The 13,601-nt window shown below is 39.7% G+C and carries 14 protein-coding genes; 1 reads left to right on the top strand and 13 read right to left on the bottom strand.

The window, feature by feature from the left end; translation table 11 throughout:
• Positions 1–101 precede the first annotated feature (101 nt).
• Complete coding sequence (gene serA / locus NSQ61_RS03580; RefSeq protein ID WP_066247685.1) at positions 102–1,673, top strand: phosphoglycerate dehydrogenase; 1,572 nt, start codon at positions 102–104, stop codon at positions 1,671–1,673.
• On the opposite strand, the gene NSQ61_RS03575 is transcribed toward serA, so the two are convergent.
• The 13 genes from NSQ61_RS03575 to NSQ61_RS03515 form a co-directional block, all read right to left on the bottom strand.
• Entirely contained in the window at positions 1,664–1,798 is a 135-nt protein-coding gene (locus NSQ61_RS03575) for a hypothetical protein (protein WP_261308724.1), read from the bottom strand. The two genes, serA and NSQ61_RS03575, sit on opposite strands and share 10 nt — an antisense overlap.
• A gap of 84 nt (positions 1,799–1,882) precedes the next feature.
• Complete coding sequence (locus tag NSQ61_RS03570) at positions 1,883–2,995, bottom strand: GerMN domain-containing protein (RefSeq protein ID WP_340806037.1); 1,113 nt, start codon at positions 2,993–2,995, stop codon at positions 1,883–1,885.
• A complete protein-coding gene (sigX, locus tag NSQ61_RS03565; protein ID WP_130157469.1) occupies positions 2,970–3,560 on the bottom strand; it encodes an RNA polymerase sigma factor SigX in 591 nt (196 codons plus the stop codon). Before sigX ends, NSQ61_RS03570 begins: the two co-directional genes overlap by 26 nt.
• A gap of 92 nt (positions 3,561–3,652) precedes the next feature.
• Positions 3,653–4,237, bottom strand: coding sequence for a cob(I)yrinic acid a,c-diamide adenosyltransferase (locus NSQ61_RS03560; RefSeq protein ID WP_340806034.1), 585 nt, complete (start codon positions 4,235–4,237; stop codon positions 3,653–3,655).
• 50 nt (positions 4,238–4,287) lie between these two features.
• Positions 4,288–6,054, bottom strand: a complete 1,767-nt coding sequence (locus NSQ61_RS03555) for an ATP-binding protein (RefSeq protein ID WP_094246154.1) — start codon at positions 6,052–6,054, stop codon at positions 4,288–4,290.
• A complete protein-coding gene (locus NSQ61_RS03550; protein WP_066247683.1) occupies positions 6,051–6,773 on the bottom strand; it encodes a response regulator transcription factor in 723 nt (240 codons plus the stop codon). The genes NSQ61_RS03555 and NSQ61_RS03550 overlap by 4 nt, the downstream gene beginning before the upstream one ends.
• A gap of 91 nt (positions 6,774–6,864) precedes the next feature.
• Positions 6,865–8,040 (bottom strand): c-type cytochrome biogenesis protein CcsB, encoded by a 1,176-nt coding sequence (gene ccsB / locus NSQ61_RS03545; RefSeq protein WP_144598193.1) that lies wholly within the window; start codon positions 8,038–8,040, stop codon positions 6,865–6,867.
• Positions 8,041–8,064: 24 nt separating this feature from the next.
• Positions 8,065–9,696, bottom strand: a complete 1,632-nt coding sequence (gene resB / locus NSQ61_RS03540; RefSeq protein WP_063388627.1) for a cytochrome c biogenesis protein ResB — start codon at positions 9,694–9,696, stop codon at positions 8,065–8,067.
• Positions 9,697–9,712: 16 nt separating this feature from the next.
• Complete coding sequence (gene resA / locus NSQ61_RS03535) at positions 9,713–10,234, bottom strand: thiol-disulfide oxidoreductase ResA (RefSeq protein ID WP_063388628.1); 522 nt, start codon at positions 10,232–10,234, stop codon at positions 9,713–9,715.
• A gap of 171 nt (positions 10,235–10,405) precedes the next feature.
• Positions 10,406–11,143 carry a pseudouridine synthase gene (locus NSQ61_RS03530; RefSeq protein WP_063388629.1) on the bottom strand — a complete coding sequence of 246 codons (738 nt, stop codon included), beginning with the start codon at positions 11,141–11,143 and terminating at the stop codon, positions 10,406–10,408.
• Positions 11,144–11,242: 99 nt separating this feature from the next.
• Positions 11,243–11,773, bottom strand: a complete 531-nt coding sequence (locus NSQ61_RS03525; protein WP_063388630.1) for a spore maturation protein — start codon at positions 11,771–11,773, stop codon at positions 11,243–11,245.
• 2 nt (positions 11,774–11,775) lie between these two features.
• Positions 11,776–12,366 (bottom strand): nucleoside recognition domain-containing protein, encoded by a 591-nt coding sequence (locus NSQ61_RS03520; protein ID WP_063388631.1) that lies wholly within the window; start codon positions 12,364–12,366, stop codon positions 11,776–11,778.
• A complete protein-coding gene (locus NSQ61_RS03515) occupies positions 12,363–13,493 on the bottom strand; it encodes a D-alanyl-D-alanine carboxypeptidase family protein (protein ID WP_340806032.1) in 1,131 nt (376 codons plus the stop codon). Before NSQ61_RS03515 ends, NSQ61_RS03520 begins: the two co-directional genes overlap by 4 nt.
• Positions 13,494–13,601 lie beyond the last annotated feature (108 nt).

Below are 13,601 nucleotides of genomic sequence, written 5' to 3'. Positions count from 1 at the left end.
AACTGTAAAGTTTTGAACCTTGACAACATAGATCAGTTAAGATAAAATAATCAGAAATTTTGTTTTCATTTTTAATTCGTTCACTAGGGGGATCTTAGAAAATGTTTCATGTTCTTGTTTCTGACTCAATATCAAGCGATGGATTAGCACCATTATTGAACGATGAAAACATCAATGTCGTTCAGAAAAAAGTAAGTGAAGTTGACGACCTGGAAAAATATGATGCTCTGCTCGTCCGCAGTGCAACGAAAGTAACAGAAGAACTGCTTCAAAAAATGACAAATTTAAAAATTGTTGCAAGAGCAGGCGTCGGAGTCGATAATATCGATGTTGAAGCAGCGACAAAATACGGAGTTGTCGTGATTAATGCACCTGACGGAAATACGATTTCAACTGCCGAGCATACATTTGCCATGATGGCATCGCTTGTTCGTCATATTCCACAAGCAAATGTTTCCGTTAAATCAGGTGAATGGAACCGCTCCGCCTTTCTCGGTACTGAGCTATACGGCAAAAGCTTAGGAATCATCGGTTTAGGACGAATCGGCAGCGAAATTGCCAAAAGAGCAAAAGCTTTTGGAATGAACGTCTTAGTGTTTGATCCATTTTTAACAAAAGACCGGGCGCAAAAATTGGGAGTAAACAGCTGCAAGCTCGATGAAGTTTTAGCGCAAGCTGATATCATTACTGTTCATACACCATTGACAAAAGAAACAAGAGGTTTATTAGGAAAGGAAAATATCGGAAAAACGAAAAAAGGAGTTTATTTATTAAACTGCGCCCGGGGCGGCATCATCGATGAAGAAGCATTAATTCATTATTTAGAAATTGGACATGTGAAAGGCGTTGCTCTTGATGTATTTGAAGTCGAGCCTCCAGTAAATCGGAAGCTGCTTGATTTTGAACAGGTCATTGCTACACCGCATCTTGGAGCATCAACGAAAGAGGCCCAATTAAACGTTGCCTCTCAAGTTGCTGAAGAAGTATTAAAATTTTTAAATGGAAAACCTGTTACAAATTCTATTAATCTACCAACATTAACAAAAGATATATTTGACAAAATACAGCCGTTTTATAAATTGGCCAAAAAATTGGGTCAGCTTGCTTCTCAATACATGAAAGAACCTGTTCAACATATCGGAATCGTTTACGAAGGAACGGTTGCTGAACTCGAAACATCTTTTATTACGAAAGCATTTCTTGCTGGATTTTTAGGAGAACGGGTTGATTCAACTGTTAACGAAGTGAATGCTGGCCTCATCGCCAAAGAACGCGGCATCAGCTTCAGCGAAAAAATTGCTTCAAACGGTTCTGGATATGCAAATTGCATCGCTGTTCAAGTAGATGGAGATCATCGGACTTTTTCCGTAAAAGCAACGTATATTCCAAACTACGGTGAACGAATTGTTGATTTAAACGGTTTCGATATCGATTTTTACCCGGCAGGGGAAGTATTATATGTAGAACACATCGATAAACCAGGTGTTATTGGACGCGTCGGAAAAGTACTGGGCGACCATGGCGTAAACATCGCAACAATGCAGGTTGGACGTAAAAACATCGGCGGCGAAGCAATCATGGTTTTAACTTGTGATAAACTGATTGATGATCAGCTTATTGAAGCGTTAGTCCAGTTCGATGACATCGTTTCAGCCAAAACTATTCATTTATAATATTTAAAGGTGCTGGGAGGGCTTATCTCTCCTGGCTCCTCTGTTTTTAATCCTCCCAAAAACAAAAGACCGATGAAAAGCCCCATGATTAGGGCAATACCCAGCCTCCGCATTAAATCCAGCATCCGTTCATCCTCCTTTCCTCCTTTCGTACATTCTCAATATTTATGATGGTGTCTTTATGTTTAGACCTATTTCCGTTCCTTTTGCTATGCATCAACTTTCAGGTCAATAAAATTAGGCGAAAAAGGCACTTCCACCGGTTTTGAAATATCAATATTTCCGATTTTTTTCGCATCAAAGCCTTCGAACTTCACTTTCTTAAATCCGAATTCTTTCGCTGTCATTAAAATCGCTTCCAGCATAACTTCAGTATGCTCTGTGTTTTTCATTTTTGAAGCATTGTCAAAAGTGACCGTAAGCAGCTCATCATCCTTTTTCAATTGCTTAATTTTAACGGAATTATTAATGGAAGGTTCAAGCCCGTCTTCCTTACCTTTTTGCATGGCATTCATTGCCTCTTCAATTGTTTCATATTCATTTTTTGATGGAACGAGCAAAGGATTGCTGCTATTTTTAGGAAAAAACAAGAAATAGGCTTTTTTCAGCAGCTTCTTTATTTGAAATTCGGAAACAAAATGCTCAGAAGGAACATGCTGCTTTTCATTTGTAAATAAGCGCACCTTTTTATAATTTTGCCACCGAAATGTTTCTTTTAATACTTCTTTAAAATTTTGTTCATTATGGAAACGGTCTTTTATATTCAATTTTTCAAAATTTATGATCACCTCGTCACTTCGGCTTTTGCTTTCATAAATGTCTGCATCTTGAAAGGCAAAAGCTGAAAGATTGAAACGTTTCACATCGATCTTGTTTAAGACGTCATTTATTTGCTTGACGGCAGGCTCGAATTGATTTCCTTTAAAGCTTAGAGGAACGACATGCTGTTTGCTTTCATCTAAAAGCCCTACTGTGATAATTTGTTCTGTTGAAGAATTTGGAACTATGGAACGATACTTCGGCGAAGCCTCATTCGTTTGAATTTCGGTTAAATGACTGTTTCCTGCGTTTTCGGCCTTTTTGTTATATGAATATTGGGTTTGTTCATTTTTGCTGTTGCTTAGCGGAAAAACTACAAAAGTGACGGCTGCTGTCAAAGCAACAATCGAAGCTGATGGAACAATGAATTTCAATATTGTTCTTTTTCTTTTTTTCTCGGTAATATTGTTCCAAATCTCGAATGAACTGCGGGAATCTTCTACTTTTGGAAACTCGCTTATCCATTTTTTGATTTGTTCATCGCTCCACCGAGAGTTTTTCACTTGAAACTACCTCCTGTTCTGTCATAGCTCCCTGATCTTTTGTGGCACCTTGTTCTTTCATAGCTTTATCTATATAATTTTTTAACACTTTTAAAGCCCGATGCTGGGTTGTTTTGACTTTGCTTTCCGTCCACCCCAACACCTCGGCTGTTTCTGCAACAGATAATTCTTTTATAAACCGTAAAATTAAAACGGTTCTTTGATTCACATTACAGTCATTCATTGCTTTGTATAGCATCTGTATTTCTTCTCGTTGTAAAGCTATTTCTTCCGGGAGGGGCTCTTGATCCGCAATTTGTGCTTGATCTAAATCAAATTTTTCCATTATTCGCTGACGGAGAGTTTTTTGCTTTCGAAAAAAATCAATCGCTACATGCCGAGCAATGGAAAATAACCATGTTTTTTCACTGCTTCGTCCTTCAAAGCTCGAGTATGATTTTAAAACTTTTATATACACTTCATGCACCAAATCTTCCGCTTGTTCCCGATCCTTCACCAAATAATATAAAAACTGAAAAATATCTTGATGATACTTTTCGTATAATCTTTGAAACGATTCATCCATGCACATACCCTCCGTTTAAAATATTTGTCGAAAGAGACGCATGACATGTTACAAACAAAAAAGAAAGGGTCTTATAAAAGAGACCCTCGGTGTCAATTTTTTTTGCTATTATGTGTCCGGAACACCTTCCCGCTTCGTTCGTATTCGACATCCTTCACGTTTAGGCGGTAATTTACAACCCGAGCAGCAGCAAATAAATAATCAGACAGACGGTTCATGTAAATGAGGACCGGATGATGAATTTTAACCTCTTTCATTAAAGAAACGATTAAACGCTCTGCTCTTCTGGCAACTGTTCTCGCAATATGTAAAACGCTGGCCGCCTCCGTTCCTCCGGGCAAAATAAATTTTTCTAATGCAGGAGCTTCTTCCACATAATGATCGATTCGTTCCTCTAAAAAATGAATCATATCCTCCGTCGTTTTAAACGGATGTTTTTGCTTTTCGTACACAACCGCTATGTCAGATCCGCAATCAAACAAATGATGCTGAATTTTTTCAAGCTCTTCGTAAATATCTTGAAACGCTTTATCTGTTAAAAACGTCCTTGCATAGCCTATGTAAGCGTTCAATTCATCAATCGTTCCGTAAGCTTCCACCCTTGGATCATCTTTATCGACGCGCGCACCAATAACGTTCGTCTGTCCTTGATCCCCTGTACGCGTATATAAATTCATTGCCAAACCTCCCTTCTGTTACGTGTGAAACAATAAAGATCGGCAAATTTTTACGATGTTTGCGGCAATAGTACGGTAAATGTCGTTCCAACATTTAATTTGCTGTGAACTTGTATTACCCCTTTATGGGCATCAACAATATTTTTCGCAATGGCAAGCCCCAGACCCGTACCTGCTCTTCCACGCGTTCTCGCTTTGTCAGCTTTATAAAAGCGTTCAAACACAAACGGCAGATCTTCTTCACTGATTCCGCTTCCTGAGTCCTGAACATCTATTTTTAAACCATTGCTTTCTGAAATAATTACTTTTACAAATCCTTGTGCACTCGTATGGCGGATGGCATTGTCAATTAAATTGGTCAGTACTTGCTCAATGCGGTCCGGATCAAACGAAAAGGAATCCGTTTGAACATTCAGCAAATATTCGAGGTGAATCTGTTTTTCTTTTGCAATGCCTTGAAATTTGCGAATAATTTTTTCAATAAAAGGCTTCAATTTGACATCTTGTATATTTAAGGAAATATGTCCTGCCTCCATTCTGGCCAAATCCAATAAATCATTCACCAATCGGCCCATTCGCAATGATTCGTCATAAATAACCTGAACAATCTCCTTCCGCTCCTTTTCGCTTCCTGCAATGTCATCGCGAAGAGCTTCGCTGTATCCTTGCAGCATGGCAATAGGCGTCCGCAGCTCGTGGGACACATTGGCAATAAAATCAATTCTTAATTTGTCGAGACGTCTTTCCTCCGTTATATCGCGCAAAACAACGACCGCTCCTCGAACACGATTTTGATTATAAAGAGAGCTCATGATCACTCCCCATGTTCTGCCTTGCAAAGTAATCTCAGTAACCTGCTCGCGGTGAGTCGTCGTCACTCGTTTAAACAGTTCTTCAATAGCCGGCGGAAGCTCATGTTCCTTTTTCGGATCCATTCCGTTTTCATAATACCATGCCTGCAAAAAACGTTCAGCAGGAGGATTTGTGACTAAAATCGTTCCATCGATATTTAACGTAATGACACCGTCGGCCATACTGCTTAAAATGTTTGAAAGCTGTTCTTTTTCTTGCCGCAAAGCGTTAATATGGAATTTCACCTGCCGGCCCATTTGGTTAAAGGCAACAGCTAATTCACCAATTTCATCGCTTGTCAGCTTTGGAACTTTCGTATCAAATTTTCCATTCGCCACTTCAATTGCGACTTCTCTCATTTTTCGGAGCGGATAGGTAATGCGGGTTGATAAAAAAAAGGCAAAAACGGTCGTTAATATAATAGCTATAAATGCTGCCATAAAAATATATTTAGTTGTTTGTTTTGTTGTTTCATTAATGGCAGACAAAGATTGTACGACAAATATCGCTCCAGATTGATAAGGCACTCCGACGATCATCATTTCATTATTGAATTTATTGTGATCATTCGTTTGCGGAAAGCTTTTTACAAGGCTGATTTTTTCTTGATCTTCCAATACTTTTGACAGCTCTTTCTCACTGATGATTTCATTTAATGAATATTGAGCGACACCCGCCCCGTCATTTTGCTTTTGCCAATATGTTTTTCCACCATCAACGATATACACACTTGTTAGTTTATCAGAAAGTTCAGTTGCGATGGAGCCGGCTAATGGTGTATTTTGATGATTTTCCATAATAATGGCTGCTTTATTGGCAAGCTGGGTCAATTTTTGCTCGGCATCTTTTATATGATAATTTTCCATAAACTCGAGCAGCAAAATGGTTAAAATCGACAGAACCACTATCACAAGAAATAAAATGGTCATCCAAAGCTTGCCAACAACGCTTCTCCAAAATTTCATTCTTCAACGACCTCGAATTTATAGCCGACACCCCAAACAGTCACGATCATTTTGGCGGCTTCAGGCGAAACTTTGTTTAATTTTTCCCTAAGTCTTTTCACATGAGTGTCAACTGTTCGTAAATCTCCAAAAAATTCGTAATGCCATACTTCCTTCAGCAGCTTTTCCCGGTCGTATACTTTATCAGGAGTTTTTGCCAAAAAATAAAGCAGCTCGTACTCTTTCGGGGTTAAGTTGACTTCCTTGCCGTCGGCCGTCACGCGATGAGCATCATGATCGATTGTTAAGTGCGGGAAAACGATCACATTTTTCGCCGATGAATCGGTTTTTAAATAGCTTGTTTGTGACGCCCTTCTTAAAATCGCTTTCACACGCAAAACAACCTCTCTCGGGCTGAACGGTTTTACAATATAATCGTCCGCACCGACCTCAAACCCTTGAACACGGTTTACCTCCTCTCCTTTTGCTGTCAGCATAATGACAGGAGTGGCTTTCTTTTCTCTCAGCTGCTTGCACACTTCGATTCCGTCAATTCCGGGCATCATAATATCCAGAATAATCAAATCATAATCGGCACAAAGAGCCTTTTCAAGCGCTTCATCACCATTTTCCGCCTCATCTATTTGATAATTTTCCCTTTCTAAGTACATTTTCAAAAGCCTGCGAATTCTTTCTTCATCATCTACCACTAAAATCGTTACATCCTGGTTCTCTGACATATTTTATTCCTCCCTTGATCAGGTTAAAAAAGAGCTGACTCAAATGATAATGATCCAAATTCCAGCATGTATCATGAGTCAGCCAATCCGTTTATGCATATGAATGTAAACCAGCTATCACAAGGTTTACAAAAATTAAATTAAACATGATGATCGCAAATCCGATAACCGCAAGCCATGCTGATTTTTCTCCATGCCATCCTCTCGAAAGCCGTAAGTGAAGATATGCCGCGTAAAACAGCCAAGTGATCAATGCCCAAACCTCTTTCGGATCCCAGCCCCAAAATCGGGTCCAAGCGATCTGCGCCCAAATCATGGCAAATATTAAAGCACCTAGCGTAAATACTGGGAATCCAATCGCTACTGAACGGTAGCCAATTTCATCCACCACATCCAAATTTAAATTTTTCACTAAAGGCTGCAACGCTGCAGAAATACGCTTTCTCAATATTAGGCGGATCACTCCGTATAAAATCAGTCCTACAAATGTGGACCATAAAACAGTGTTCACCTTTCTGGCCGATAAAATCGCCGGCAATTCCACAAAGCCTGCAAGCCGATCTTTTGTCAACAATTCTCCTTCGTGCGGCGCAACGAGAGCAGGCAAATGAAATTCCATTTCCGCCTCTTGTCCATTTTTATCGATCCATTTAAACACTGATTCATAATCCATTGCTCGGAACACGGTTGTGACAATGACAAATGCTAGTGTTGTGACTAATACAAACATGACAAATTCAAGCCAAAACGTCTTTTTTGTTGCTTTTGATTGATCCACAACCTTTGTTAAATACAGGACTCCGGCTACAAAGCTGATCGCCAAAATAGCTTGTCCGGCAGCAGCTGTTGTTACATGGATTTTCAGCCAATCGCTTTGAAGAGCTGGTATTAAAGGGCTGATTTCTGTCGGAAACATGCTGGCATATGCAATCAATAAAAGTGCAACTGGCAATGTAAATAAGCCAAGTGCAGACAGCTTATAAATAAAATAAATAATGATAAATGCTCCTACTAGCATCATACCAAAGAATGTCGTGAATTCAAATAAGTTCGAAACCGGGGCATGTCCAGCAGCGATCCATCTCGTAACGAAGTATCCCAGTTGAGACAAAAAACCGAGGATCGCCGCCGCAATGCCTAATCGCGCCCATCTATTCGTTTTTTCATCCTTTCCTCTTTTGTCACGGATGGAACCGCCAAAAAAGAATGTTCCTATTAAATACAAAATAAACGCAATGTATAATAAAGTGCTGCTAAGTTCAGCCACAAACTTCCCCTCCTTCATGAGGTTCTATTCTTTTAATTGTTTTTGGTCAACAGGCTTTTGAATTTCAGTATCGCGCAAAATGATGTCCAATTCATTTTTTAATCCAAACCAGTTTTTGTTTGTATGCCCCGCCAGCATGATTTTGCCGTTATCCGCTTTCAGCCATATGCGGCGATGCTGCCAGTACAATCCTTGAATTAAGCCTATCATAAAAATGGCTCCGCCGACACCGAGCACCCATAAAGTTAAATCTTTTCTTACAACTAGGCCCGTTAAGTTTTTCGTTTCAATTCCTGAAAATTTCATTTTGTATTTGTTATTCTCGTTAGGTTCAATCGTTTGCTGGATGGCAACGAAACTCGTTTCTCCCTTCGGTCTGTCAGGTGCAATCATTTTAAAAACAAATGCCGGGTTGTTTGGCACTCTCGACCGCGTGGCTGGATTGCCTTCGTCATCAAAATAAAAATCTGGAAGATAGCTAGCAATTTCAACAGCATAGCCGTTTCCTAAATCATATTTCTTTTCTGGATTTAAGAGGTCAATGACAACTTTCCCGAAGCTTTTCCCCGATTTTTTATCGATAAGATCAAACGTCATTTTATTTAACTCATTCAGCTTGTAATTCACTTGATAGACAGCATAAGAATCAAATTTCAACGGTTCGTTGACGCGAATGCTGAAGTCTTTTACCTCTTTTAATTTTGGTTCTTCACCCGGCAGGCTGTCTCCCTGCTTTTTATAAAGCGTCACATTTGATTGGAAGTTTTTAGCTACGCTTCCATCGCCGACACGGTCAATCGCTTCCTGAAACACATCTTTTTCTTTTTCCTTTTGATAAGTTTCCAAAATGAATTGATGATGCTTCAAATAATACTCGCCATTTGTCCCGGGTATTTCTTTCGTTTCCCCTTCTCTTAACCAGAGAACCTCATCCACATACATCCCCGGGAAAAAGCGGAGCATGGCTCCAATTAAAAAAATAATCAATCCGATATGATTGACATACGGACCCCATCTGGAAAATCGATTTTTCTCTGCCAAAATGTTTCCATTTTCTTCTCGAATGCGATAACGGCGCGCTGTTAAATTTTTTTTAACTTGTTCTACATTTTTTTCAATATTGTCCACATATGATTCGCTAAAAAGGCGCTGTCTTTTCAAAAAAGACTCGTGCCGAGACACACCTTGATTTTTCAAGGCACGATAAAGTGGAATAACCCGGTCAAGCGAGCAAATCACAAGCGATATTCCAATCGATGCGATCAAGGTCATATACCACCAAGAACCGTATAGGCGGTGGAAGCCTAATTGATAATAAAGCTGGCCTAAAATTCCATATTCATCTTTATAAAATTGCTCTGGCGTTACGTTGGAAGGTATGTACAATTCTTGCGGAAAAATCGTTCCGATTGCTGATGCGATCAGCGTTATCACAATCAGCCAGACTCCAACTTTAACAGAAGAGAAAAAATTCCATACTTTATCGACGATCGTTTTATTATATGTTTGAGAACGTCTGGCGCTTCCGTCATAACGCATATCATGAAGTTTTTCCGAATTGCCTTCGCCCTCTGCTGCCAAGGCCCGTCCGCAATTTTCACACAGCACAGTACCGAACGGATTTACATGACCGCATTCACATTTCACATGATTCATGTTGAAAACTCCCTAACTATGGTTTTATCATTTCCATGTAATCTCGAACTTCCCGTTCCGTCATTGGTGCAGTAATGATTTTGACAACCTTCCCGTTCTTATCGATGAGAAACGTAGTAGGCAGCGGATCTACATCATATGCATGAAGCACCTGCTGATTTTTGTCAATGACAATCGGGAAATTGAGTCCGTATTTTTCCGCAAATTTTTCCACTACTAATTTTGATTCGCCAACGTTGACAGCTAAAACTTCCACGCCTAAATTTTTATAGTGCTGATATTGTCTTTCAATGTAAGGCATTTCACGTTCACAAGGTTTGCACCACGTTCCCCAGAAATTGAGAAATACCCCTTTTCCTCTATAATCGGAAAATTGATGCTTTTTTCCTTCTAAATCAGTAAGAACAAAATCAGGCGCAGCTGATCCGACTTTCACTTTTTCTTTGCTCATAAAAAAATTTGAATAGAGTGTATATCCAAGAGCACCTAATAAAATAACAAGAATAATCGAGCGAGTAATGAGTCGCCTTTTTTTCATCGTGTGTACTCCCTTTGTTTTTCATTCGCTTGTTATTATATCATTGAATTTCCGTTCATTCAGAAAAATAATTTTGACGTTTATGTGACATAAAAACGTGTAAGCCCCTAAAGCAGTACATTGTTTGCAACGTTTTGTCGGTATAAATGCGAAAGCTTAACCGATTTTAGGCTAAACTCTCGCATGCTTGCCGTGCTGGGCCAGCGCCCGCAATCTCTTCACCTCGTGGGGAGTAATTTCGCGGAACGCACCCGGATTGAGCCCTTTTAAATCTAAAAATGCGTACCGTTCTCTTTTCAGCTTCAGCACAGGATAGCCGATTTTATCAAACATTCTTCTAATTTGCCGGTTTCTTCCTTCATGAATGGTAATTTCGATTATACACGTTTTTTTTCTTTTATCTAAAGAAAGCATTTTGACTTTTGCTGGTTTTGTCATTCCATCCTCCAGCATGATCCCTTGCTCCAGTTGTTTTAATTCTTTCCTTTCTGGAATTCCTTTAACTTTCGCTACATACACTTTATCAATTTCATATCGTGGATGCATTAACAAATTAGCAAAATCGCCATCGTTTGTCAGGATTAGAAGGCCTGAAGTATCATAATCAAGTCTGCCGACCGGAAAGATGCGCTGCTCAAAATCTCGAAAGTAATCGGTGACGACTTTTCTCCCTTTTTCATCTTTCACGCTCGAAATAACTCCCCTAGGCTTATAAAACAAAATATAAATCGGTTCTTCCCTTTCTACCGGAATCCCGTTTACCTCCACCTTGTCCTCGTCAGATACTTTTGTTCCGAGCTCTGTTACAACTTGTCCATTTACAGTAACTTTTCCGTCCAAAATTAATTGCTCCGCTTTTCTTCTTGAAGCAATTCCCGAACGCGCTATCACCTTTTGCAAACGTTCCATTGATCTCACCTCTCTAAAAATATTACCTTCTTTCGGTCTGGTTACACAAGATGAACGCATTTATTTTTTTGCAAATAAAAAAGCTAAGCTCATTAAAGCTTAACCGAAAAGGAGCGTAACAATTATTATGGAAGAAAGGATGGCTGCAAAATCCGCCAGCAGCCCAACCTTTATCGCATCGCCCATTCGCTTGATCCCAACAGCACCGAAATATACTGTAATGATATACAAAGTCGTGTCTGTGCTCCCTTGCATGGTGGCTGCCAGTCGGCCGATCAACGAATCCGCTCCATGCATTGAAATTAAATCGCTCATAATTCCTAACGAAGCTGTTCCAGAGATGGGCCGAATTAACGCCAGCGGAACAATTTCCGCCGGGACGTGGATAGCTTGAAACATCGGTTTTAACAGGTCCATAAAAAAATCGAGAGCCCCTGAAGCGCGAAAAACAGACACTGCCACGAGCATGCCGACAAGATACGGAATAATGGAAAAAGAAATTTCGATTCCTTCTTTTCCACCTTCAACAAACGCTTCATAAGTTGGAATGCGTTTAAAAGTCCCGTACAACAAAATAAAACCGATGATCAATGGGATCAGCCATATCGAAACAGCACTAATGAACACCATCGTTATTCTCCTTTTCTTTTTCGTAAATAGTAAAAATAGCGGTCAATCATAATAGCGGCTATGGTAGCAAAGAAAGTCGACAGAAGCGTTGGCACGACAATATCAGTCGGATTATGCGAACCGTATGTCATTCGTATAGAAATTACAGTTGTTGGAACAAGAGTCAATCCAGTTGTATTTAATGCTAGAAAGGTGATCATGCTTCTGGACGCCTGGTCTTTATTTTTGTTCAATTTTTTCAGCTGCTCCATCGCCTTAATTCCCAACGGTGTAGCTGCGTTTCCTAGCCCAAACATATTGGCGAGCAAGTTTGACAGCATGTAGCCCATCGCAGGATGCTCAGGGGGAACATCAGGAAAAATTCTCCTCATCAACGGTTTGAACAGATTCCCTAGCTTTTCTAACAGACCGCTTTTCTCCGCAATATTCATTAAGCCTAACCAAAATACAAGCACGCTGATGAAGCCAAAGGCAATGGTGACACCCTCTTTTGCACCTGAAAAGACGGCTTTATTCACTTCCTCCATTGTTCCGTTGAACATTGCAAATACGACGCCGATCAAAGTTAAGGCAACCCAAATAATATGAATCATGCGGAAACACCCAGCATATCAAAAAATAGATCGATCATCTTTCCAAACCAGCCATGCGGAGGCTCTACATCACCGTTTTCAAAATAGATCGGCACTTCTTCAATCGTTTCGCCATCGAGCAACACTCTAAATGTTCCTACTTTTTCTGGAACCTTTTCAGGATGGTTCTTCCACGAAGCCTTCGGTTTTGCTAGGAATAAACGGATGTTTATTTTGTTTTTTTCTTCCTCCATCAGCGGATAAACAATGTCGCGATTAATGAAGATGCGGTCTTTGTAAAACTTGTTGTCAATGGCAAGGTATCCTTCTTTTTTGATCGTCACTTGATCATATTCGCTGAACGCGCTGTTAAACATCGACATATGGTCGTTCCAATCATCGGGAGCATTTAGCGTAACAGCAATTAAATGTAAATCATCTTTTTCCGCAGTGGAGACTAATGTTCTATTTGCCCTCTTTGTGTACCCGGTTTTACCGCCTGTACAATATTCATATAAATTTAAAAGTTTGTTTTTATTTTTCCACTGAAATCCGTCTTTTTTATAAACTTTTGTTCCAAATATTTTGCGGAACGTTTCATTCTCCATGGCGTATTTCGTTAAAAGAGCCATATCATATGCGGTAGAATAGTGGTTTTCGTGATCATCCAAACCGTGCGGGTTGGCAAATTCAGTATTTGTCATGCCGATTTCCTTCGCCTTTTCGTTCATCATAAATACGAAACCATCTAAACTGCCTCCGACAAATTCAGCAATCGCCACCGCAGCGTCATTTCCGGACCTTAGCATAAGACCATAAACCAAATCTTCCAGCTTCACCTTTTGCTTTTGCTTAAGATATATGGAAGACCCTTCAGTTCGGACAGCGCGGTCACTGACAGTCACATTTTGATCCATTTTTCCTGATTCAATTGCTAAAATCGCCGTCATGATTTTCGTAATGCTTGCAATGCGCATTTTTTTATGTGGGTTTTTTTCAAAAAGGATCCGGCCGCTCTCCTGATCCATTAATATGGCGCTTTCTGCACTAACTTCAATCGTATGCGTTGCATGAGCTGTCGGGATAAAAAAATGGCCTATCAATATAAAAAGAATGAATACATTAATACGTGATGTCCATTTGTTCATTAATGCTTTCACGTCCCTTTATTCGATTCGTTTTGTACAAGTTTATGCAAAGAAGACAACCGTATGAACGGAATTTGAAAGAATGTGAAATAAAAATAAGTCTCAGAC

This window comes from Aeribacillus sp. FSL K6-1121 (assembly GCF_038003725.1).
Classification (GTDB): domain Bacteria; phylum Bacillota; class Bacilli; order Bacillales; family Aeribacillaceae; genus Aeribacillus; species Aeribacillus composti.
The sequence above is the reverse complement of the archived record's forward strand: the minus strand, read 5'-3'. Positions and strand labels throughout refer to the sequence as shown.

Excerpts from the sequence above, each read along its gene's own strand:
- serA (WP_066247685.1), top strand. The coding sequence starts at position 102 with ATGTTTCATGTTCTTGTTTCTGACTCAATATCAAGCGATGGATTAGCA.
- NSQ61_RS03575 (WP_261308724.1), bottom strand. The coding sequence starts at position 1,798 with ATGCTGGATTTAATGCGGAGGCTGGGTATTGCCCTAATCATGGGGCTT.
- sigX (WP_130157469.1), bottom strand. The coding sequence starts at position 3,560 with ATGGATGAATCGTTTCAAAGATTATACGAAAAGTATCATCAAGATATT.
- NSQ61_RS03560 (WP_340806034.1), bottom strand. The coding sequence starts at position 4,237 with ATGAATTTATATACGCGTACAGGGGATCAAGGACAGACGAACGTTATT.
- NSQ61_RS03555 (WP_094246154.1), bottom strand. The coding sequence starts at position 6,054 with ATGAAATTTTGGAGAAGCGTTGTTGGCAAGCTTTGGATGACCATTTTA.
- NSQ61_RS03550 (WP_066247683.1), bottom strand. The coding sequence starts at position 6,773 with ATGTCAGAGAACCAGGATGTAACGATTTTAGTGGTAGATGATGAAGAA.
- resB (WP_063388627.1), bottom strand. The coding sequence starts at position 9,696 with ATGAATCATGTGAAATGTGAATGCGGTCATGTAAATCCGTTCGGTACT.
- resA (WP_063388628.1), bottom strand. The coding sequence starts at position 10,234 with ATGAAAAAAAGGCGACTCATTACTCGCTCGATTATTCTTGTTATTTTA.
- NSQ61_RS03530 (WP_063388629.1), bottom strand. The coding sequence starts at position 11,143 with ATGGAACGTTTGCAAAAGGTGATAGCGCGTTCGGGAATTGCTTCAAGA.
- NSQ61_RS03525 (WP_063388630.1), bottom strand. The coding sequence starts at position 11,773 with ATGGTGTTCATTAGTGCTGTTTCGATATGGCTGATCCCATTGATCATC.
- NSQ61_RS03520 (WP_063388631.1), bottom strand. The coding sequence starts at position 12,366 with ATGATTCATATTATTTGGGTTGCCTTAACTTTGATCGGCGTCGTATTT.
- NSQ61_RS03515 (WP_340806032.1), bottom strand. The coding sequence starts at position 13,493 with ATGAACAAATGGACATCACGTATTAATGTATTCATTCTTTTTATATTG.